At 71.8% G+C, this 21,102-nt stretch carries 20 protein-coding genes; 12 read left to right on the forward strand and 8 right to left on the reverse strand.

Annotated features, from left to right (window positions below; all coding sequences use genetic code 11):
- Window positions 1-83 precede the first annotated feature (83 nt).
- Window positions 84-335: a hypothetical protein gene (locus B6R96_RS25025; protein WP_030389046.1), complete on the forward strand. Its 252-nt coding sequence runs from the start codon at window positions 84-86 to the stop codon at window positions 333-335.
- Here the strand turns inward: B6R96_RS25025 and B6R96_RS25030 are convergent, their stop codons facing one another.
- Window positions 336-1,451: a PP2C family protein-serine/threonine phosphatase gene (locus B6R96_RS25030; RefSeq protein ID WP_107475581.1), complete on the reverse strand. Its 1,116-nt coding sequence runs from the start codon at window positions 1,449-1,451 to the stop codon at window positions 336-338.
- A gap of 89 nt (window positions 1,452-1,540) precedes the next feature.
- Between B6R96_RS25030 and B6R96_RS25035 the strand changes: the two genes are divergently transcribed.
- The 3 genes from B6R96_RS25035 to B6R96_RS25045 all read left to right on the forward strand — a co-directional run bounded on the left by B6R96_RS25035 (window position 1,541) and on the right by B6R96_RS25045 (window position 4,819).
- Window positions 1,541-2,296 carry a VIT1/CCC1 transporter family protein gene (locus B6R96_RS25035; protein ID WP_443069959.1) on the forward strand — a complete coding sequence of 252 codons (756 nt, stop codon included), beginning with the start codon at window positions 1,541-1,543 and terminating at the stop codon, window positions 2,294-2,296.
- Between the two features lie 166 nt (window positions 2,297-2,462).
- Window positions 2,463-3,359, forward strand: a complete 897-nt coding sequence (locus tag B6R96_RS25040) for a TIGR01777 family oxidoreductase (RefSeq protein ID WP_081523706.1) — start codon at window positions 2,463-2,465, stop codon at window positions 3,357-3,359.
- Between the two features lie 188 nt (window positions 3,360-3,547).
- A complete protein-coding gene (locus tag B6R96_RS25045) occupies window positions 3,548-4,819 on the forward strand; it encodes an NAD(P)/FAD-dependent oxidoreductase (RefSeq protein ID WP_081523707.1) in 1,272 nt (423 codons plus the stop codon).
- Window positions 4,820-4,891: 72 nt separating this feature from the next.
- Here B6R96_RS25045 and B6R96_RS25050 read toward each other — a convergent pair whose 3' ends face one another.
- Window positions 4,892-6,331: a hypothetical protein gene (locus B6R96_RS25050; RefSeq protein WP_030389051.1), complete on the reverse strand. Its 1,440-nt coding sequence runs from the start codon at window positions 6,329-6,331 to the stop codon at window positions 4,892-4,894.
- Between the two features lie 173 nt (window positions 6,332-6,504).
- On the opposite strand from B6R96_RS25050, the gene B6R96_RS25055 reads away from it, so the two are divergent.
- The 5 genes from B6R96_RS25055 to B6R96_RS25075 all read left to right on the forward strand — a co-directional run bounded on the left by B6R96_RS25055 (window position 6,505) and on the right by B6R96_RS25075 (window position 10,099).
- Complete coding sequence (locus B6R96_RS25055; RefSeq protein WP_237291516.1) at window positions 6,505-6,789, forward strand: hypothetical protein; 285 nt, start codon at window positions 6,505-6,507, stop codon at window positions 6,787-6,789.
- A 109-nt stretch (window positions 6,790-6,898) separates the two neighbouring features.
- Entirely contained in the window at window positions 6,899-7,699 is an 801-nt protein-coding gene (gene lipB / locus B6R96_RS25060) for a lipoyl(octanoyl) transferase LipB (protein WP_030389053.1), read from the forward strand.
- Window positions 7,700-7,808: 109 nt separating this feature from the next.
- A complete protein-coding gene (lipA, locus tag B6R96_RS25065; RefSeq protein ID WP_030389054.1) occupies window positions 7,809-8,756 on the forward strand; it encodes a lipoyl synthase in 948 nt (315 codons plus the stop codon).
- Window positions 8,757-9,192: 436 nt separating this feature from the next.
- Window positions 9,193-9,390 (forward strand): SCO2195 family GlnR-regulated protein, encoded by a 198-nt coding sequence (locus tag B6R96_RS25070; RefSeq protein WP_030389055.1) that lies wholly within the window; start codon window positions 9,193-9,195, stop codon window positions 9,388-9,390.
- 10 nt (window positions 9,391-9,400) lie between these two features.
- Window positions 9,401-10,099 carry a DUF4191 domain-containing protein gene (locus tag B6R96_RS25075; RefSeq protein ID WP_030389056.1) on the forward strand — a complete coding sequence of 233 codons (699 nt, stop codon included), beginning with the start codon at window positions 9,401-9,403 and terminating at the stop codon, window positions 10,097-10,099.
- A 112-nt stretch (window positions 10,100-10,211) separates the two neighbouring features.
- Here the strand turns inward: B6R96_RS25075 and B6R96_RS25080 are convergent, their stop codons facing one another.
- Window positions 10,212-10,679, reverse strand: a complete 468-nt coding sequence (locus B6R96_RS25080; RefSeq protein ID WP_081523708.1) for an RDD family protein — start codon at window positions 10,677-10,679, stop codon at window positions 10,212-10,214.
- 185 nt (window positions 10,680-10,864) lie between these two features.
- Here B6R96_RS25080 and glnA point away from each other — a divergent pair, with 185 nt between their 5' ends.
- Together glnA and B6R96_RS37740 are read left to right on the forward strand one after the other, a co-directional pair.
- A complete protein-coding gene (glnA, locus tag B6R96_RS25085) occupies window positions 10,865-12,274 on the forward strand; it encodes a type I glutamate--ammonia ligase (RefSeq protein WP_030389058.1) in 1,410 nt (469 codons plus the stop codon).
- Between the two features lie 141 nt (window positions 12,275-12,415).
- Window positions 12,416-13,036, forward strand: a complete 621-nt coding sequence (locus B6R96_RS37740) for a hypothetical protein (RefSeq protein ID WP_203351653.1) — start codon at window positions 12,416-12,418, stop codon at window positions 13,034-13,036.
- Between the two features lie 66 nt (window positions 13,037-13,102).
- On the opposite strand, the gene B6R96_RS25095 is transcribed toward B6R96_RS37740, so the two are convergent.
- Window positions 13,103-13,759, reverse strand: a complete 657-nt coding sequence (locus B6R96_RS25095; RefSeq protein WP_237291517.1) for a TetR/AcrR family transcriptional regulator — start codon at window positions 13,757-13,759, stop codon at window positions 13,103-13,105.
- A gap of 86 nt (window positions 13,760-13,845) precedes the next feature.
- On the opposite strand from B6R96_RS25095, the gene B6R96_RS25100 reads away from it, so the two are divergent.
- A complete protein-coding gene (locus B6R96_RS25100; RefSeq protein ID WP_081523709.1) occupies window positions 13,846-14,643 on the forward strand; it encodes an SDR family NAD(P)-dependent oxidoreductase in 798 nt (265 codons plus the stop codon).
- A 74-nt stretch (window positions 14,644-14,717) separates the two neighbouring features.
- On the opposite strand, the gene B6R96_RS25105 is transcribed toward B6R96_RS25100, so the two are convergent.
- From B6R96_RS25105 to sucB, 4 genes are all read right to left on the reverse strand, one after another.
- The gene (locus B6R96_RS25105) at window positions 14,718-15,236 is read right to left on the reverse strand and encodes a DUF4240 domain-containing protein (RefSeq protein WP_081523710.1); all 519 of its coding nucleotides are present in this window, start codon (window positions 15,234-15,236) and stop codon (window positions 14,718-14,720) included.
- A gap of 207 nt (window positions 15,237-15,443) precedes the next feature.
- Entirely contained in the window at window positions 15,444-18,128 is a 2,685-nt protein-coding gene (gene aceE, locus B6R96_RS25110; RefSeq protein ID WP_053174832.1) for a pyruvate dehydrogenase (acetyl-transferring), homodimeric type, read from the reverse strand.
- A gap of 230 nt (window positions 18,129-18,358) precedes the next feature.
- A complete protein-coding gene (locus B6R96_RS25115; protein ID WP_030389064.1) occupies window positions 18,359-18,982 on the reverse strand; it encodes a GntR family transcriptional regulator in 624 nt (207 codons plus the stop codon).
- A 290-nt stretch (window positions 18,983-19,272) separates the two neighbouring features.
- Window positions 19,273-21,102: a 2-oxoglutarate dehydrogenase, E2 component, dihydrolipoamide succinyltransferase gene (gene sucB / locus B6R96_RS25120; RefSeq protein WP_081523711.1), complete on the reverse strand. Its 1,830-nt coding sequence runs from the start codon at window positions 21,100-21,102 to the stop codon at window positions 19,273-19,275.

Genomic DNA, 21,102 nt, shown 5'->3' on the forward strand with positions numbered 1-21,102 from the left:
CCTGGCCAGGGTCTTTTGTCAGTGGTCCCCGGTAAAATCGAGGAAGAACGACAGGAAGCCAACTACCGTTTGGGAGGCTGTAGATGGCCACTGCCACCACCATCCAGCACGTCAAGAAGAAGCCGCTGCCGGCGGGCCTGCCCCGCGAGTGGTACGAGAGCCACAACCGCCGTCTGAAGGCGATGCGGCTGGCCATATCCCTGCTCGACTCGGGGACGTACGACGCCCGGCGCGCCACCAACCGGAAGATCCGGACGATGGCCGTCCGGACGGGGATCCACCGGCCGTCGAATGTCACCTGCAAGATGGTGCGCGCGTTCATCATGGAGTCGTAGTCAGAGCGTCCGGCCGCCCTGCCCGGCGGCCGGATCCTCTCCGTCCAGCGAGAGCAGCAGCAGGGCCACGTCGTCGTGCGGACCGCCGTTCGTGAAGGACGCGAGGTCCCGCCACACCGCACCGACCAGGCCCGCCGGGTCCCGGACCAGTACGGGCACCCGGTCGGCCAGCGGGTAGAAGTGCCCCGTAGCGTCCCGGGCCTCCGTCACGCCGTCGGTGTGCAGCAGCAGCTGGTCCCCGGGGCGCACCGACAGCTCCGTCACCTTCGGCGGGGTCGGCCCGGCCAGACCCAGACCCAGCGGCGGCCCCGGATCCACCGCCACCTCTTCGACCACCCGGCCGCGCACCCGCAGGGCCGGCGGATGCCCGCACGACACGATCCGTACGCGGTCCAGCCCCGGCGGGAACTCCAGCAGCACCGCCGTCGCGAACAGCTCCGGATGGTCGACCGAGGTCGCCGCCGCGTCCGCCACCAGGCGCCGGTCCAGCCGTGCCGCGACCGCCCCCAGCCCGGCGTCGTCGATCACGGCCTCGCGGAAGGCCCCGAGCAGCGCCGCCACCGTGCCGACCGCCGCCAGGCCGTGCCCCTGCACGTCCCCGACCAGCGCCCGTACCCCGTACGGCCCGGCCCGTACGTCGTACAGGTCGCCGCCGACCAGCGTGCCGTGCTGCGCCGCCCGGTAGAGGCCCGAGCAGCGCACCGGACCCACCCGCTCCGGCACCGGTGGGAGCACCGCCAGCTGGGCCGCCTCCGCCACCGTCCGTACGCTGACCAGCTGCGCGTCCCGGCGCTGCCGGACCCAGGCGATCACCACGCTGAGCACGCCGACGACGGCCACCGTGGCCAGGTCCGTCCCCCGGGCATGGGCCACACCGAGCTCGTGCACGCCCAGCAGCAGCAGGACGATGGCGGCGAAGACCGCGGTCCCGGCCGCCCCGTACGCGAAGGCGGCCACCGGGGGCAGGCCGGCCAAGAAGAACCCGAGCTCCACATCGCCCGGGGTGATCGCCTGGGCCAGGACCAGCACGACCAGGGCGACCGCGGGCGCGATCCGGGCCCAGCGCGGCGGCGGCTCGCCGCGCAGCCAGCCCGTCTCCTGACGTCGGCGTCTCACTACTCCACCCTGGTACGGGGGCGGGGCCTGCGCACCCCGGACCGGCCCGCCGGGTGGCCCCGTACGCCCCGGGCCGCGACAGTGGGGGCGTGACGGCAAGCGAAGGCGCGGGCAAACGGCCCACCCGGGCGCACATCGAGGCGCACGGCGCGGGCGGCGGCGCACAGAGCGCGGAGATCAGCACGCGGCTCAACTGGCTGCGCGCGGGTGTGCTCGGCGCCAACGACGGGATCATCTCCACCGCGGGCCTGGTGGTCGGCATGGCCGGGGCCACCACCTCGCGCGCGGCGATCCTGGCGGCGGGTGTCGCCGGACTGCTGGCGGGCTCGCTGTCCATGGCGGCGGGGGAGTACGTCTCCGTCAGCTCCCAGCGGGACTCCGAGCGGGCCGCGCTCGACCTGGAACGCCGGGAACTGGCCGAGGAACCGGCGGCGGAGCTCGACGAGCTGACGGACCTGCTGGCCGAGCGGGGGCTCAGCCACGACGTGGCCCGGGAGGCCGCAGAGCAGCTGACGGCACGGGACGCACTGCGGGCCCACGCCCGCGTGGAGCTCGGGATCAACCCCGACGAGCTGGCCAACCCGTGGCACGCCGCCTTCGCCAGCCTCGTCGCCTTCACGGTGGGGGCGCTGCTCCCGCTGCTGGCGATCATCCTGCCGGGACCGTCGGCGCGGGTGCCGGTGACGGTGGTCGCGGTGCTGGCGGCGCTGACGCTGTGCGGGGTGATCAGTGCGAGGCTGGGCGGGGCGCCGATGCCGAGGGCGGTGCTGCGCAACGTGGTGGGCGGCGCGCTGGCGATGGGCGTCACCTACGCGGTGGGCACCTGGCTCGGCACGGCCACCTGACCGGGCCCCGCCCGGCCCGGCCCGGCGTTTCGGCCTTGCCGGCGACCGAGGCGCGGGCGCGGAGCGCCGTACGGTGACGGCGGCCGGGCCGGGCCCGCGGGGAAACGGTGCGGCGCGCCCCGCCGGATCCCGCCGAGCCCGCGCAGCGGACCGGCAGGATGGGGGCATGCGCATTGCTGTCACCGGGGCGACCGGGCTCATCGGAAGTGCACTCGTGCGGTCCCTGCGGGAGGACGGGCACGAGGTGGTGCGGTTCGTACGGCGGGAGCCGGCCGGGGCGGACGAGGCACGGTGGGATCCCGCGCGCGGGTACGTGGATCCGGCCGGACTGGCCGGCTGCGGGGCCGTCGTGCACCTGGCCGGGGCCGGGGTCGGGGACCACCGGTGGACGGCCGCGTACAAGAGGGAGATCCGCGACAGCCGGGTGCTCGGCACCGCCGCGCTCGCGAACGCCCTCGCCGCCCTCGACGAGCCGCCTGCGGTCCTGGTCAGCGGTTCCGCCATCGGCTACTACGGGGACACCGGCGACCGGCCCGTCGACGAGGACGCCCCGGCCGGACACGGGTTCCTGCCCTCGGTCTGCGTGGAGTGGGAGGCGGCGGCCGCCGCCGCCCAGGAGGCCGGGATCCGGACCGCGTTCGCCCGTACCGGCCTCGTCGTCGCCCGTGAGGGCGGGGCCTGGGCACGCATGTTCCCCCTCTTCCGGGCCGGGATCGGCGGCCGGCTCGGCAACGGCCGCCAGTACTGGTCGTACATCTCGCTCCGGGACGAGGTCGCGGCCCTGCGGCACATCATCGACACCCCCGCGCTGTCCGGCCCCGTCAACCTCACGGCACCGGAGCCGCTGACCAACCGCCAGGTCACCGCGGCCATGGCCCGCGTGCTGCACCGGCCCGCGCTGCTGCCCGTACCGGCCGTGGCGCTGCGCGTCGTGCTGGGGGAGTTCGCCGAGGACGTGCTGGGCAGTCAGCGGGCCCGGCCCGCGCGGCTGCTGGAGTCCGGCTTCCTCTTCCGCGACCCGGGGATCGAGCAGGCGATCCGCGCCGCGCTGCCCTCCGGGTGAGAGCCCCGGAATACCTGCCGGGGCCTCCGGGGGATCCGCGTGCGACCACCGTGCGACCGTTCGTGACCCGTATGCGACCGTCGTGCGACCGGAGTTGACCGTAATACCACGCCGAACTCGGGTTCCCCTTGAGCCGGTTGGGGGAAGGAGGATCCCCACACAGCCGCGCCGACCTCGGGGAGGGGCACGTGCTCAGCAGCGCACACCATGCCGCACACCATGCGGACGTCGTCATCGTAGGAGCCGGAGTCTCAGGACTCGCGGCAGCGCAGCACCTGATCGCAGCGGGAGTCACGGTCACCGTCCTGGAGGCCGCGGACGACCCCGGCGGGCGGATGGCCACCGAGTCCGCCGACGGATTCCGGCTGGACCGGATCGGCCAGTTGCTCAACACCTCGTACACAGAGCTCGAACGCACCCCCGGCCTCCGGGCCCTGACCCTGCGCCCCTTCACACCGGGGGTCCTCGTCCACACCGACGGGAAACAGCTGCGGGTCGGGGTCCTCACCCCGGCCCGGGCCCTGGCCAGCGGCTCCCTCGACCAGGCCCGGATCAGCGCCGCCCTCGGCCGGCTCGCCACCTTGCCCGAGGAGAAACTGCTCGCCCGGCCCGAGCGCACCGCGCACGCCGCCCTGCGCTCCCGCGGGCTGCCGGCGCGCACCCTGCACGGGGCGCTCCGCCCCCTGCTCGCCACCCTGCTGCGCGACCCGGAGCTCACCACCTCCAGCCGGGTCGCCGACCTCGCCCTGCGCACCTTCGCCCGCGGCCGGCTCGCCGTGCCCGAGGGCGGCGCGGCGGCCCTGCCGGACCTGCTCGCCGCCGCCCTGCCGCCCGGCACCGTACGGACCGGGGTCCGGGTCCGGTCGGTGGCGACCAACCTGGTCACCACCGAGGAGCACGGCGACTTCCGCTGCCGCTCCGTCCTCCTGGCCACCGGAGCCCGGGCCGCCGCCGAGCTGCTGCCCGGCCTGCGCGTGCCCGCCTTCCACGAGGTCACCGTCCTGCACCACGCCACCGCCGCACCCCTGTACCGGGACGGCTCGCTGCTCCTGGACGGGGACCCCAAGTGGCCCGTCGCCCACACCGCCGTGATGAGCGCGGTCGACCCGACCCGGGCCCCGGCCGGCCGGAGCCTGGTCACCACCACCGTCCTCGGCCCGCCGCCGCCCGCGCGCACGCTCGCCTCCCGGCTGGCCCGGCTCTACGACACCCCCACCCGCGAGTGGGAACTGCTGGCCGTCCACCACACCCCGGAGGCGGTCCCCGCGATGCCCCCGCCGTACGACCTGCGGCGGCCGGTACGGGTACTGGCCGGGCTGTACGTGTGCGGTGACCACCGCGACACCAACACCGTCCAGGGGGCCCTGCACTCGGCCCGCCGCGCCGCAGGCGCCGTCCTGCGCGACTTCGGCATCCCGCTCCAGGTCGCCCCGGAGCCCGCGCTTCCGGTGGCGGCCTGAGAACCACAGACGCACCGGGGGCCCGGTCCCGCCACGGGACCGGGCCCCTGCTGTACCGGGATCCACGTGCCCTCAGGACAGGGCCGCCACCCGGTCCCGGTAGGTCCGCACGGCCGAGGCGTCCCGGTACGGCTCCAGCCGCCGCTCGAAGTCCCGTACGTACTCCACCGCGCGCACCGACCGCATCTCCATCGCCTGCTGCGCCGCCTCCGCGCCCAACGCGCAGGCCTGGTCCAGCTCGCCCAGCCCCAGCCGGGCCGTGGCCAGCACCACCCGGCAGAACAGCCGGGACCGCGCGTACCCGGGCGCCCGCAGCTGGAGCGACCGCTCCGCGTGCTGCGCCGAGGCCCGGTACTGCTGGAGGTCCCGGTGGCAGTGCCCGAACTCGTCCGCCAACTGCGCCTCGTCGTAGAACCGGGCCCAGTGCGGCACGTCGTCCCCCGGCCGGGCCGCGCCCAGCGCGCGCTCGGCCCGCACCAGGGAGGCGGTCGACGCGCGGACCTCGCCGAGGACGGCGTGTCCGCGCGCCTCGGCCGAGTGGAGCAGCGCCTGGACCACCGGCGGCGGCCCGGAGCCGACGCCCTGCTGGGCCACCCGGGCCAGCTGGACGGCCTCGCGGCCGTGGCCGAGGTAGACCGCCTGCCGGCTCATGGTGACCAGCACGTACGAGCCGTAGGGGCGGTCCGCGGCCGCCTGCGCGAGCCGCAGCGCCTGCACGAAGTAGCGCTGGGCCAGGCCGTGCGCAGCGATGTCGTACGAGGTCCAGCCCGCGAGCCGGGTCAGATCGGCGGCCGCCGAGAACAGCCGCCGCCCGGTGGTCTCCCCGTAGGTCCCGCGGAGCATCGGCTCGGCCTCGTGCTCCAGGTAGCGCACCAGGGCCTGCCGGGCGTGGCCGCCGCCGTAGGCCTGGTCCAGGGTCCGGAACAGCTCGCTCACCGATCTCAGCGCGGCGATGTCCCCGCCGGTCACGCGCTGCCCGGGGCCGCGGTCGATCTGTCGCTGCCGGGGCACCGAGGCCCGCCCCTGCAGCGGGACGCGGGCCGCCGAGGGTTCCGCACCGCGGCCGACCCGCTCGTCGGCCCGCCCGATGAGCCAGTCGCGGCTGGGCACGACCAGCCCGGCCGGGGTGAAGGCGATCTTCCGGAGCTCGGCGTGCGAGCCGGAGTCCTTGCGCCACAGCCCGCTCGCGATGTCGACTGCCTCCTCGGGGGTCGCCGCGAACTCCAGGCCCGCATAGACGGGCGCGCAGGCGTCCAGGCCCAGGTCCTGGGCGGAGAGCCGCCGTCCGAGGCGGCGCGTGAACACCTCGGCGATCAGCGCCGGAGTAGTGCCGCGAGGCTGCTGCCCGCGCAGCCATCTGGTCACCGAGGTTTTGTCGTACCGCAGATCGAGACCGTGCTCCAGGCCGAGCTGGTCCACGCGGCGGGCGAGCCCGGCGTTGGAGAACCCGGCTTCCGCGATCAGCGCCGCGAGCTGCCGGTTGGGGACGCGCTGGGCAGGTCGTTCCGTCATCGGCTCCACGGTCTCCTGACGTGACGGACCGGGGTCCCGGCCCTGTGAACGGCGTGAATGTAGCGGCGAACTTCGCCGATGCCGCCCTCTCTGCCCCACATTCATCCGATCGTGTGCAGAATGCGTAGGGCCCTTTACGGACCGGACCCCTCCGCCCGCGTACGCTGCGGCCCATGACCCCTCGGCCCCACGGGGCGCACCTCCCCGAGGAGCGAACCGAATCCACAGCCCCGCTGTCCCCGCCCGAACTGACCGAGGCGGAGTGCCGGCGCTGCGGCACCTACATCGCGGGGCTCGACGGCCGGTACGCGTGCGGGGTGTGCGGCTGGGTCAACGACCACGAGGAGGGCCACCGGCGGCTGCCGCGGGCCGACGAGGACCCGGACCGGCCGCCCAAGGGCCGACGCCGGCCGAAGCAGCTGCCGTGGCCCCCGGTGGAGCCCGCGCCGGGGCCCTGAAGAGGCCTTGAAGGGGCCTTGAAGGGGCCCTGTGGGGGCTCGAACGGGTCGCCGTACCCTTGCTCAGTGAGGTACGTGCACACAGCAGGTTCAATGAGGAGGCGCTGCGGTGGCTGAGCTTGGGTTTGTCCATCTGGGCTTCGGACCGGAATCCGTCGAGTACACCGTGGCCTGGGAAGAGCAGCGCCGGGTGCACGCCGCCCGCTTCGCGGACGAGATCGAGGACACCTGCCTGCTGCTGGAGCACCTGCCGGTCTACACGGCGGGCCGGCGCACCGACCCCAGCGAGCGCCCGCTCGACGGCACCCCCGTCGTCGACGTGGACCGCGGCGGCAAGATCACCTGGCACGGGCCGGGCCAGCTGGTCGGCTACCCGATCATGAAGCTGCCCCGCCCGGTCGACGTGGTCGCGCACGTCCGCCGCCTCGAAGAGGCCCTGATCCGCACCGCCGCCGAATTCGGCCTGGAGACCACCCGGGTCGAGGGCCGCTCCGGCGTCTGGGTCCTGGGCGACCCCGTCGAGGAGCGCCCCGCGATCGGCGGGCTCTCCCTGGACTTCGACCCCCGGATCGGCGACGAGGAGTTCGACCCGCGGCTGAACGGCCCCGAGTACGCCCCGTCCAACGCCGGCCAGCGCCGCGAGGACCGCAAGCTCGCCGCCATCGGCATCCGGGTCGCCAAGGGCGTCACCATGCACGGCTTCGCGATCAACGTGAACCCGGACAGCACCTGGTTCGACCGGATCATCCCGTGCGGGATCCGGGACGCCGGTGTGACCTCGCTCTCCTACGAACTTGGCCGCGAGATCACCATCGCCGAGGTGCTGCCGGTGGCCGAGCGCCACCTGAAGGACGTACTGGAGCACGCGGAGCTGCGGCCCCGCGAAATCGAGTCGGTCGCGGGCGCCTAGCCCTCGGGAATGCGGCCGATCGCTCGCAGGTTGGCCGACGTAAGAGCGTACGAAATTACGGGCGTACCCTGGTGGGCGCCCGAACAATCGAAGTCACAGGGAGCCGGTCGTGTCCGCAGTCGCACCCGACGGACGCAAGATGCTGCGCCTGGAGGTCCGTAACGCCCAGACCCCCATCGAGCGCAAGCCCGAGTGGATCAAGACCCGGGCGAAGATGGGTCCCGAGTACACCAAGATGCAGGCCCTGGTGAAGGGCGAAGGACTGCACACGGTGTGCCAGGAGGCCGGTTGTCCGAACATCTACGAATGCTGGGAGGACCGCGAGGCCACCTTCCTCATCGGTGGTGACCAGTGCACCCGGCGCTGTGACTTCTGCCAGATCGACACGGGCAAGCCCGAGGCGCTGGACCGTGACGAGCCGCGGCGCGTCGGCGAGTCCGTGGTCACGATGGACCTGAACTACGCCACCATCACGGGCGTCGCGCGCGACGACCTGGCCGACGGCGGCGCCTGGCTTTACGCGGAGACCGTGCGCCAGATCCACCAGCAGACGGCGGGCCGCGAGACCGGCCACACCAAGGTCGAGCTGCTGGCCCCCGACTTCAACGCGGTCCCGGAGCTGCTGGAGGAGGTCTTCGCCTCCCGCCCCGAGGTCTTCGCGCACAACGTCGAGACGGTGCCGCGGATCTTCAAGCGGATCCGCCCCGGTTTCCGCTACGAGCGCTCGCTCGAGGTGATCACCAAGGCCCGCGCCTACGGCCTGGTGACCAAGTCGAACCTGATCCTCGGCATGGGCGAGGAGCGCGAGGAGGTCTCGCAGGCCCTCAAGGACCTGCACGAGGCCGGCTGCGAGCTCATCACCATCACCCAGTACCTGCGGCCCTCGCCGCGGCACCACCCCGTCGAGCGCTGGGTGAAGCCGGCCGAGTTCGTGGAGCTGGCGAAGGAGGCCGAGGAGATCGGCTACTCCGGCGTGATGTCCGGCCCGCTGGTCCGGTCCTCGTACCGGGCGGGTCGCCTCTACCAGCAGGCGATGGAGAAGCGCAGTCGAGTCTGAGCGCAGGTCGAGGGTCCGCCCGAGGTACGAGGGCGGGCACTCGGCCGGAGCGGTGACGAGGCGGAGCTCGACCGCGGGCGCAGAGAAGCGCAGCCGAGTCTGAGCGCAGGTCGAGGGTCCGCCCGAGGTACGAGGGCGGGCACTCGGCCGGAGCGGTGACGAGGCGGAGCTTGACCGCGGGCACAGAGAAGCGCAGCCGAGTCTGAACGTGTGAATTCGAGCACAAAGCGTTACTAACGAGTAACACCGCGCCGACGCGGCCCCTAGGCTCTTCCTCGAGGGAGAGTCCGGTGGGCCGCGTCAGTGTTTGCAACGTGTACATCACATTTGACCGACCGGTCACGCCCTGGTAACACCAGTCAGTGACGCTTGGTCCACGCACCGCACACACCGCCCGCATCACGCCGACGCGAGCATCGTGAAAGGGATCGACATCATGCAGGCCGCGCCCGTACGCGCCATTGCCATCCCGACCTTCTCCGACGCCTTCCGGGGGATCGAGTCCCTGCTGATGAGCGGGGCCCGTCGCAACGCCTGGACGGCGGTCCTGGAGGACCGCAAGCGGGCGAAGGACCGGGTCGAAACCGAACATGTACTTGAGGCCGCGGCTACCCGAACCCCGCAGGCCACGTAAACTTCGCTGTATGGCGAGGAAGTCAAACGCAGAGACTGCTGCGAACCCCGGGCGACTGAAGCAGATCGCCCTGACGTACAAGATGACGCGCAAGGCCGACCCGAAGGTCGGTCTGATCGTCGCGGGCGTGGGAATCGTCACCTTCGGTGTCTTTCTCGCGATCGGCTTCCTGATCGGGCACGAGCTCTACCTCGGCATCCTCGGATTCCTGGTGGCGTTCCTCGCGATGGCGATCGTCTTCGGACGTCGGGCCGAGCGGGCCGCCTTCGGGCAGATGGAAGGACAGCCGGGCGCGGCCGCGGCCGTACTGGACAACGTGGGACGGGGCTGGACGACCACCCCGGCGATCGCGATGACCCGACAGCAGGACATCGTCCACCGGGCCGTCGGCAAGGCCGGCGTCGTGCTGATCGCCGAGGGCAACCCGAACCGCGTGAAGCCGCTGCTCGCGAACGAGAAGAAGAAGCTGGCCCGGATCATGCCGGACGTGCCGGTGCACGACTTCATCGTGGGCACGGGCGAGGGCGAGGTGCCGCTCAAGAAGGTGCGCACCACCCTGCTCAAGCTGCCGCGCGTGCTGGCCGGACCGCAGATCACCCAGGTCAACGACAAGCTGCGGGCCATGGGTGACCTCATGAGCAACATGCCGCTGCCGAAGGGCCCCATGCCGAAGGGCATGAAGATGCCGCGCGGCGGAAAGATGCGCTGACCCGGTCAGCTGATTTTCGTATACGACACAGGGGTGCCCCCCGAGCCCGCGGGCTCGGGGGGCACCCCTGTGTCGTGCCGTACGCCTGTCGCCGCGTCCGCCGTCCTGCGTCCTAGATGCGGACCTGGACCGCGCGGGCCAGCCGGTCGTGCAGGCCGCGGCCGTCCCGGTCCCAGATCAGCGCCGGGACGACCAGGGCCAGCAGCACCGTCCGCAGGACCACCCGGCCGACGCCGAGGCGGCCGCCGGACTCCGAGACCACCCGGAGGCCGAGGATCCGCTTGCCGGGGGTGAAGCCCACGGTGCCGACCGTCAGGATGGTGAGGGCCACGAAGAGCCCGAGGGTCCAGTTGCCCGCCGCGGCCAGGTTGCCGCCGGTGATCAGCCCGTAGGCAATCAGCTGGCAGCCGATCCAGTCGATGGCGACGGCGCCGAGCCGGCGCCCGAACCGTGCCACCGAGCCGGGCCCCTGCTGCGGCAGGCCGAGCTGCTGACCCGGATAGCCGAAGTCGACGCCCATGTCCTCGGCGGCCGCACGGGGGCCGGAGAGCCAGGATCCGATTGCCTGTCTGTTGTCCACCCGAACACGGTACCCGTGGCGCCGCACGGCCCTCCGCCGGGACCCTGGTTAACTTGTGCGAAACAAATGGGTCATGCTTGGGAAATCCCGTCTGCTTATGGTCGGGTCAGCGTGCGGCACCGCACTGACGCGCCACGAGCTATAAAACCCGTCCCTGCCCCGGGGTCGGGAGTAGGAGGAGTTGGATGTTCAAGAACGCCGACGAAGTGAAGCAGTACATCGAGGAGAACGACGTCAAGTTCGTTGATGTCCGCTTCTGCGACCTGCCTGGTGTGATGCAGCACTTCACCATCCCGGCGCGAGCGTTCGACCCGGCGGAGGAGCTCGCCTTCGACGGATCCTCGATCCGCGGCTTCCAGGCGATCCACGAGTCCGACATGGCTCTGCGCGCCGACATCACCACCGCGCGGCTGGACCCGTTCCGCAAGGACAAGACGCTCAACATCAACTTCTTCATCCACGACCCGATCACGGGTGAGGCCTACAGCCGCGACCCACGCAACATCGCGAAGAAGGCCGAGGCGTACCTCGCCTCCACCGGCATCGCCGACACCGCGTTCTTCGGCCCCGAGGCCGAGTTCTACGTGTTCGACAGCGTGCGCTTCGCGACCTCCGCGAACGAGGGCTTCTACCACATCGACTCCGAGGCCGGCGCCTGGAACACGGGCTCCGAGGAGAACAACCGTGGTTACAAGGTCCGCTACAAGGGCGGCTACTTCCCGGTAGCCCCGGTCGACCACTTCGCCGACCTGCGCGCCGAGATCTCCCTCGAGCTGGACGCCCAGGGCCTCCAGGTCGAGCGCCAGCACCACGAGGTCGGCACCGGCGGCCAGGCCGAGATCAACTACAAGTTCAACACGCTGCTCGCCGCGGCCGACGACCTGATGCTCTTCAAGTACGTCGTGAAGAACGTCGCCTGGCGCAACGGCAAGACCGCGACCTTCATGCCGAAGCCGATCTTCGGTGACAACGGCTCGGGCATGCACGTGCACCAGTCGCTGTGGGCGAACGGCGACCCGCTGTTCTACGACGAGGCCGGCTACGCGGGCCTGTCGGACACCGCCCGCTACTACATCGGCGGCATCCTCAAGCACGCCCCGTCGCTGCTGGCGTTCACCAACCCGACGGTGAACTCCTACCACCGCCTGGTCCCGGGCTTCGAGGCGCCGGTCAACATGGTGTACTCGCAGCGCAACCGCTCCGCCGCCATGCGCATCCCGATCACGGGCTCGAACCCGAAGGCCAAGCGCGTCGAGTTCCGCGCCCCGGACCCGTCGTCCAACCCGTACCTCGCCTTCTCGGCGCTGCTGCTGGCGGGCCTCGACGGCATCAAGAACAAGATCGAGCCGATGGAGCCGATCGACAAGGACCTCTACGAGCTCTCGCCCGACGAGCACGCGAGCGTCCCGCAGGTCCCGACCAGCCTCGAGGACGTCCTCAAGGCCCTGGAGGCCGACCACGAGTACCTCCTGGCCGGCGGTGTCTTCACCCCCGACCTGATCGAGACCTGGATCGACTACAAGCGCACGCACGAGATCGCCCCGATCGCCCTGCGCCCGCACCCGCACGAGTTCGAGATGTACTTCGACATCTAAAAATGCCTGATGAGAGGCCCCCTGCCACGCTCCACGGAGTGCGGCGGGGGGCCTTTCCGCTTTGACAGGGCCGCACGGGCGAGTGAGGGTTGAAATGACCTAAAAGCCCCATAAGCGAGACATGTGCGGAGGTGCATGAGAATGCGCCGTAAGATCGTTGCGGCAGCCATGGCGGGCGCCGCGGGAATCGCGATAGGTCTGCTGCCCGTCGCCAGCGCCTCGGCCTCGGTCGTCACCGGTGGCGGTGGCGGCGGCGGGAACGGCGGCTACGACTGCTACCGGTACCCCTCCAACCGTTCGGACGCCCGGTGGAACTGGTGCTGCGACCGCGACTGGCGTGACCGGCCCAGCTGGTGCTGGGACCAGGGCGGCGTCGGCGGGTACAACGACAACTGGCGCGACAACAACAACTGGCGCGACGCCAACTGGCGCGACTCGAACTGGTCGAACTGGAACAACTCCGGCCGCGGTGGCAACGGTGACTGGGGCAACAACGACTGGGGCAACGGTCGTGGCGGCAACGGTGACTGGGGCAACGGCAACGGCAACTGGGGTGGCGGCGGCGGTAACGGCGGCGACGGCGGCGGCAACTGGGGCGGTGGCGGCGGCGACGGCGGCAACTGGAGCGGTGGTGGCGGTAACGGCGGCGACGGCGGCAACTGGGGTGGCGGCGGCGGTAACGGCGGCGACGGCGGCGGCGGTAACTGGGGTGGCGGCGGAGGGGGCGGCGGTGGCGGTGGCGGCGGCTGGGGTGGCAGCTGAACAACCCCACCCGGAAACACAGGGCCACGTGCTCTGATCCGATCGACGATGCCCCTGCTCCGGACCTCAGTCCAGGAGCAGGGGCATCGCCCCTGTGAGGTCCCGCAGGCAGCGGACCGCGAGTTCCGCGGGGGAGCCGGGACCCGATACCGGGGCGTCCGTCGTCGACCACAGCTCCAGCGAGACGCGGATCGCGTCCGTGGCGGCCGCGGCGAGCAGGCGCACCTCCAGGGCGTCGGCCTCCGGCCCCACCAGGCGGGTGATCACCGGGACCAGGTTCTCCTCGGAGTCCTGGTTCACGCGGTACCAGACCGCGCGCAGGGCCTGGTCGTCCGCCGCCGCGCGCAGCAGGCCGCGGGTCACCTCCAGGCCCTCCTCGACCGCATGCTGTCCGCTCAGCGACCGGGTGACCGCGCGTTCCAGCGCCTCGCCCAGCGGGGTGCCGGGGACCTCCTCGGCGAGCAGTGCGCGCCAGGCGTCGCCGCCGCCCGCCAGCAGCGGCGCCACGGCCTCCTGCTTGTTGCGGAAGTAGCGGTAGAAGGTGCGCAGGGCCACCCCCGCGCGGTGGGCGATGTCCTCGGCGGTGGTGCCGTCCGGGCCGTGTTCGGCGAACAGTTCGCAGGCCGCGCGGGCGATGTCGAGCTGGGTGGCGGCCTTGCGGCGCTCGGTCAGCGATTGGGCTCCGGGGCCGGCCTGGGGAGAGTACGGGCGAGGGGATCTCACGGTTGAAGCGTACCGTCCGTGAACCTCGGCGATTACGTTCTTTGTCATCATGGCAAAACGTGTCATGCCTTCGGTACGCTCACGCCATGAACCGTTACGAAGGACGTCGTGTCCTCATCACCGGCGGTGGTTCCGGCATCGGCCGGGCCACCGTCCACCGCATCCTCGCCGAGGGCGGCCGGGTCCACACCGTGGACGTCGACGAGGCCGGCCTGAAGGCCACCGCCGACCGGGCAGCCGCAGGGGGGCACCTCGCGGCGGTAGCTGGGGGAGGCCACGCGGACCGGCTCACCACCGCGCTCCTCGACATATCCGACGAGAACGCCGTCAAGGAGGGTGTGGCCGCCGCGGTCGACGCCCTCGGCGGGATCGACGTACTGGTCAATGCCGCTGGCATCCTGCGCTCCGCGCACACCCACGAGACCACGCTCGACCTGTGGAACCGGGTCATCGGGGTCAACCTGACCGGCACCTTCCTGATGATCCGCGAGTCCCTCCCGGCGCTGCTCGCCGGCGACCGGCCGGCCGTCGTGAACTTCAGCTCCACCTCGGCGTCCTTCGCCCACCCCTACATGTCCGCGTACGCGGCCAGCAAGGGCGGCATCCAGTCCATGACCCACGCGCTGGCCGCCGAGTACAGCAAGCAGGGGCTGCGCTTCGTCAGCGTCGCACCCGGCTCCATCGAGAGCGGCATGACCACCGGCAACGGCCCCGGCCTGCCGGAGGACACCGACTGGTCCCTCTTCACCAAGCTCGCCCCGGCCCTCGGCCAGGGCTTCGCCGGCCCGCAGACCGTCGCCGGCGTCGTCGCCATGCTGGGCTCCGAGGACGGTGCGTTCATCACCGGCACGGAGATCCGCATCGACGGCGGTACGCACTACTGACCTGCACTACTGACCTGCACTACTGACCGGCAGGACCGACCGGCACGACCGACCGGCACTCCTGACCCTGCTGATCAGGCGCGGAACCGGTCCCACAGCCGGGGGAAGCGCTCCGCGAGCACGGCTTCGTTCTCGAAGTCCAGCGGGGTGCCCTCCGGCTCGGCCGCCTGCAGCGGGACGCCCAGATCGGGCGCCACGGCCCCGGTCAGCTGCTCGTACGCCTCGTCGGCCGCGTACCCGAGCTCCTCGCCGTCCCCGTCGATCTCCTCGTCGAAGTCGCCCAGGAGTTCCGCCAGCTGGTCGGGATCGTGCACCCCGCCCTCGAACACCTCGCGGCCCTGGCCGATGAGCCAGCAGCGGAAGTAGTCGAAGGCGTCGTCGCTCGCCCCGTCGAGCAGTACCCAGGCCGCGCCCCACAGATCCCAGGTGTACGCCCGGTTGTACCGGGACTCGAAGTGCCGGGCGAAGTCCAGGACGGAGTCCGGGTCGAGCTGTGCGAGCCGCTCCACGAGCAGCTCGGCGTGTTCCTCGGGGTCGCCGTCGGCGGCCTCGCGGGAACAATCCACGATCTCCCAGAACTCCGTCTCGTCCATCACCGCTCCAGCATCACGGGTTCACCCCCGCGCCGCCACCGCGCATACGGCCAAAGGCCGGTGTCCGCCCCCCGCCCGGCCGGGCCGGTGTCCCCCGCCCGGGCCGGTGTTCCGTGGCCGGCCCCCGCCCGCCCGGGTTCCCCCCGAACGCCGGGAGGCGGCCCGCCCCCGCAGGGGTGGACCGCCTCCCGGTCGGGTGCGGACGGCTCAGAGGCCGTAGCGCTCCCGGGCCTCCTTGACGGCGGACGCCGGTACCTCGCCGCGGCGGGCGAGCTGGGCCAGCGCGGCCACCACGATCGACTGGGCGTCGACACCGAAGTGGCGGCGGGCGCCCTCACGGGTGTCGGACAGGCCGAAGCCATCCGTACCGAGCGAGGTGTAGTCCTGCTCGACCCACTGGCTGATCTGGTCCGGGACCTGCCGCATCCAGTCGGAGACGGCCAGGACGGGGCCGGCCGCACCTTCCAGCGCACGGGTGACGTACGGCGTGCGGACCTCGCCGCGCAGCAGCGCCTCGTCGCACTCCAGCGCCTCGCGCCGCAGCTCGCCCCAGGAGGTGGCGGACCAGACGTCGGCGGCCACGTTCCACTCGGCGGCGAGCAGCTTCTGCGCCTCCAGGATCCAGTGGATCGCGGTACCCGAAGCCATCAGCTGGACCTTGGGGGCGTCGGCGGCCGGGGCCGCCTCGGCCAGGTCGGCCGCCGTGTTGAAGCGGTACAGACCCTTGATGATGCCTTCCTCGACGCCCTCGGGCATCGCGGGCTGCACCTTCGGCTCGTTGTAGACCGTCAGGTAGTAGAAGACGTCTTCCGGGCTCTCGCCGTACATCCGGCGCAGACCGTCCTTGACGATCACCGCGATCTCGTACGCGAAGGCCGGGTCGTAGTTGAGCGACGCCGGGTTCGTGGACGCGATCAGGTGCGAGTGGCCGTCCGCGTGCTGGAGGCCCTCACCGGTCAGCGTGGTGCGGCCGGCGGTGGCGCCGACGATGAAGCCCTTGCCGAGCTGGTCGGCGAGCTGCCACATCTGGTCGGCGGTGCGCTGCCAGCCGAACATCGAGTAGAAGATGTAGAACGGGATCATCGGCTCGCCGTGCGTCGCGTACGACGTGCAGGCGGCGATGAAGTCGGCCATGGCGCCGGCCTCGGTGATCCCCTCGTTGAGGATCTGGCCGTCCTTGGCCTCCTTGTAGTACATCAGCTGGTCGCGGTCGACCGGCTCGTACGTCTGGCCCAGCGGCGAGTAGATGCCGGCCGACGGGAAGAGGGACTCCATACCGAAGGTACGGGCCTCGTCGGGGACGATCGGCACCCAGCGCTTGCCGGTCTCCTTGTCCCGCATCAGGTCCTTGACGAGCCGGACGAAGGCCATGGTGGTGGCCATCTCCTGCTTGCCGGAGCCCTTGAGCAGCGGGGCGAAGGAGCGGTCCGCGGGGGCGGGCAGGGCCACCTGCTTGACCTTGCGGGCCGGGGCGGGGCCGCCGAGCGCCGCGCGGCGCTCGTTCAGGTACTGGACCTCGGGGCTGTTCGCGCCCGGGTGGCCGTACGGGACCTGGCCGTCGGCGAAGGCGCTGTCCGGGATCGGGAGGCCAAGGAGGTCACGCATGTCCTTGAACTCGTCGATCGTCAGCTTCTTCATCTGGTGGTTCGCGTTCTTCGACTCGAACCCGGCGCCCAGCGTGTAGCCCTTGACGGTCTGCGCGAGGATGACCGTCGGCGCGCCCTTGTGCTCCAGGGCGGCCTTGTAGGCGGCGTAGACCTTGCGGGGCTCGTGGCCGCCGCGGGAGCTGTGGAAGCACTCGGCGATCTTCGCGTCGGTGAGCACGCCGGCGAGCTGGACCAGCTCGGGGTTGGCACCGAAGAAGTGGTCGCGGATGTAGGCCACGTCGCGGGTCGCGTACGTCTGGAACTGCGCGTCCGGTACCTCGCGCAGGCGGCGTACCAGGGCGCCCGTGGTGTCGAGCTGGAACAGCTCGTCCCAGGCGGAGCCCCACAGCGACTTGATGACGTTCCAGCCGGCGCCGCGGAACTGGGCCTCCAGCTCCTGGACCACGCGGAAGTTGGCGCGAACCGGACCGTCGAGGCGCTGCAGGTTGCAGTTGATGACGAAGGTCAGGTTGTCGAGCTGCTCGCGGGAGGCGAGGGCCAGGGCGGCGGTCGACTCGGGCTCGTCCATCTCGCCGTCGCCCAGGAAGGCCCAGACGTGCGAGTTCGCGGTGTCCTTGATGCTCCGGTTCTGCAGGTAGCGGTTGAAGCGCGCCTGGTAGATCGCGGAGAGCGGGCCGAGGCCCATGGACACCGTCGGGAACTCCCACAGCCACGGCAGGCGCCGCGGGTGCGGGTAGGACGGCAGGCCGTTGCCGCCGGACTCCTGGCGGAAGTTGTCGAGCTGCTGCTCGGAGATCCGGCCGTCGAGGAAGGCGCGGGCGTAGATGCCGGGGGAGGCGTGGCCCTGGATGTAGAGCTGGTCGCCCGATCCGTCGGCCTCCTTCCCGCGGAAGAAGTGCTGGAAGCCGGTCTCGTAGAGCCACGCGGCGGAGGCGAAGGTGGCGATGTGGCCGCCGACGCCGTACTTGGAGCCGCGGGTCACCATGGCGGCCGCGTTCCAGCGGTTCCAGGCGGTGATCCTGGCTTCCATCTCCTCGTCACCGGGGAACTCGGGCTCCGCGGCGGTCGGGATGGTGTTGACGTAGTCCGTCTCCAGCAGCTTGGGCAGGGCGAGGCCGGCGGCCTCGGCGTGCTGGAGCGTGCGGCGGAGCAGGTATTCGGCGCGGCGCGTACCGGCGGCCTGGGCGACGGCGTCGAGGGAGGCCGCCCATTCGGCGGTCTCCTCGGTGTCGCGGTCCGGGAGCTGGTCGAGCTCGCTCGGAAGCTTTCCTACGGGGTCGGACATTGCTGTGCGCCGCCTTCCGGACAAAGGAGAGGTGGTGAAGAAAACCCTGACGGGCAGGACAGGGGTGGTGAACCTGGTTGAGGTCCGCGACGACTGTAAATCGCTGATCGATGATCGATCAAATGAAAGTGACGAAGAAACGTCCATCCGACGAAAGTCGGCACCGCGTGCCAGCGAAAAAGGCACGCGGTGCCGGTCAAACCGGGACAAGGCGGCACGCTCAAGCACGCTCAGGCGCGCGGGGCGCACCCCAGTACATGCCGCTTCACGAGCACACCGATGTCCGGATCCTGACTGCGGAACGCCTCGACGAGGGCCGCGTGCTCCTCCGCGTACGACTTCTGGACGGTCCCCAGCCAGCGGATCGACAGGGCCGTGAAGACCTCGATGCCCAGGCTCTCCCAGGTGTGCAGCAGCACGCTGTTCCCGGCCGCCCGGACCATCTCCCGGTGGAACCCGACGGTGTGCCGCACCTGCGCGGTCCCGTCCTCCGTCCGGTCGGCCTCCCAGAGCGCCGCCACGTGCGGCTCCAGCGCCGAGCAGTCGGTCGCCAGCCGCGGGGCGGCCAGCTCGGCAGCGATCTGCTCCAGACCGGCCCGGACCGGGTAGATCTCCTCCAGGTCGGCCGCGGACAGGTTCCGTACGCGCACGCCCTTGTTCGGCGCCGACTCGATCAGCCGCAGCGTCTCCAGCTCGCGCAGGGCCTCGCGCACGGGCGTCTGGCTGACCTCCAGCTCCACGGCGATCCGCCGCTCGACGATGCGCTCGCCGGGCTTCCAGCGCCCGCTGACGATCCCCTCCACGATGTGCTCGCGGATCTGCTCGCGCAGCGAGTGCACGACGGGTGGGGTGATCATCGGGGCTTCATCTCCTGTAGGGGCATGCATCGCTTCGATGCGTAGACAATACGGCCGAGTAGCCCTGAGCGAGGTGTTCCGGGGCGGGGACCCCGGGTGAGGCTGGTTACAAGCGGGGCTTTCGGCCGAAGGGGAACCGCGGGAGCCTCCCACCGCGTGGTTTGACGGGGGTCCGTGCGGTGGGCACACGGAACTGAGGTCCGATCAGGTATGACGACGGCGCCCCCTTCCGGAGGGTGTTCCGGGAGGGGGCGCCGTATCGAGTGGCTGCCGCGGGGGCGTGAGCCTTACAGGCCGAGCTCGACCTCGAACTCGCCGGCCTCGAGGATCGCCTTGACGGCCGAGAGGTACCGGGCCGCGTCCGCGCCGTCCACCAGGCGGTGGTCGTAGGACAGGGTCAGGTACGTCATGTCGCGGATGCCGATGTTCGTGCCCTCGGCGGTCTCGATGACCACCGGGCGCTTGACCGTGGCACCGATGCCCAGGATGGCGACCTGGTTCGGCGGCACGATGACCGTGTCGAACAGCGCACCGCGCGAGCCGGTGTTGCTGATGGTGAAGGTCGCGCCCGACAGCTCGTCCGGCGTGATCTTGTTGCCGCGGACCTTGGCGGCCAGGTCGGCGGTCGCCTTGGAGATGCCCGCCAGGTTGAGGTCACCGGCACCCTTGATGACCGGGGTCATCAGGCCCTTCTCGGAGTCCACGGCGATGCCGATGTTCTCCGAGTCGAAGTAGGTGATGGTGCCCTCGTCCTCGTTGATCCGGGCGTTGACGACCGCGTGGGCCTTCAGCGCCTGGGCAGCGGCCTTGACGAAGAACGGCATCGGCGAGAGCTTGACGCCCTCACGGGCCAGGAACGCGCCCTTGGCCTTCTCGCGCAGCTTCATGATCTTGGTGATGTCCACCTCGACCACGGAGCTGAGCTGAGCCTGCGAGTGCAGGGCCTTCATCATGTTGTCGCCGATGACCTTGCGCATGCGGGTCATCTTGACCGTCTGACCGCGCAGCTCGGACACCGCGGCGGCCGGGGCCTTCGCGGCGGGAGCGGCAGCGCCCCCGGCAGTCGGGGCAGCCGGGGCGGCGGCAGCGGCCTTGGCGGCCTCGGCGGCGGCCAGGACGTCCTGCTTGCGGATACGGCCACCGACACCGGTGCCCGAGACCGTGGACAGGTTGACGCCGGACTCCGAGGCGAGCTTGCGCACCAGCGGGGTCACGTACGCGGCCTCGTCACCGGCGGACGCCGGAGCGGCGGCCGGGGCCGGGGCGGCCGGGGTGACCGGAGCCGGAGCGGCCACCGGGGCGGCGGCCTGGACCGGAGCCGGGGCGGCGACCGGAGCGGCCGGGGCGACCGGAGCCGGAGCGGCGACCGGGGCAGCCGGAGTCGGAGCCGGGGCGGCAGCCGGGGCCGGAGCGGCGACCGGGGCCGGAGCGGCCTCGGGGGCCGGGGCGGCAGCCGGAGCCGGGGCGGCCGGAGCGGCACCGGCAGCGCCGATGACGGCCAGACGGGCGCCGACCTCGGCGGTCTCGTCCTCGCCGACCAGGATCTCCAGCAGGGTGCCGGAGACCGGCGCGGGGATCTCGGTGTCGACCTTGTCCGTGGAGACCTCGAGCAGCGGCTCGTCGGCCTCGATGGACTCGCCGACCTGCTTCAGCCAGCGGGTGACGGTGCCCTCGGTGACGGACTCGCCCAGGGCGGGGAGCACGACATCGGTACCGGAGGCGGCCGGAGCGGCAGCAGCCGGAGCGGCGGCGGGAGCCTCGGCGGCGGGAGCCGGGGCCGCGGGGGCCTCGGCGGCCGGAGCCGGAGCGGCCGCGGGGGCCTCGGCAGCGGCCGGCTCGGCGGCCGGCTCGGCGGCCGGGGCCGCAGCAGGAGCGCCGGAGCCGTCGTCGATGACGGCCAGCTCGGCGCCGACCTCGACGGTCTCGTCCTCGGCGACCTTGATGGAGGCCAGGATGCCGGCGACGGGCGACGGGATCTCGGTGTCGACCTTGTCGGTCGAGACCTCGAGCAGCGGCTCGTCGGCCTCGACGCGCTCGCCCTCGGCCTTCAGCCAGCGGGTGACAGTGCCCTCGGTGACGCTCTCACCGAGCGCCGGAAGGGTTACGGAAACCGACAT

It is taken from the genome of Streptomyces sp. Sge12, assembly GCF_002080455.1.
In the GTDB taxonomy this organism is placed as follows: domain Bacteria; phylum Actinomycetota; class Actinomycetes; order Streptomycetales; family Streptomycetaceae; genus Streptomyces.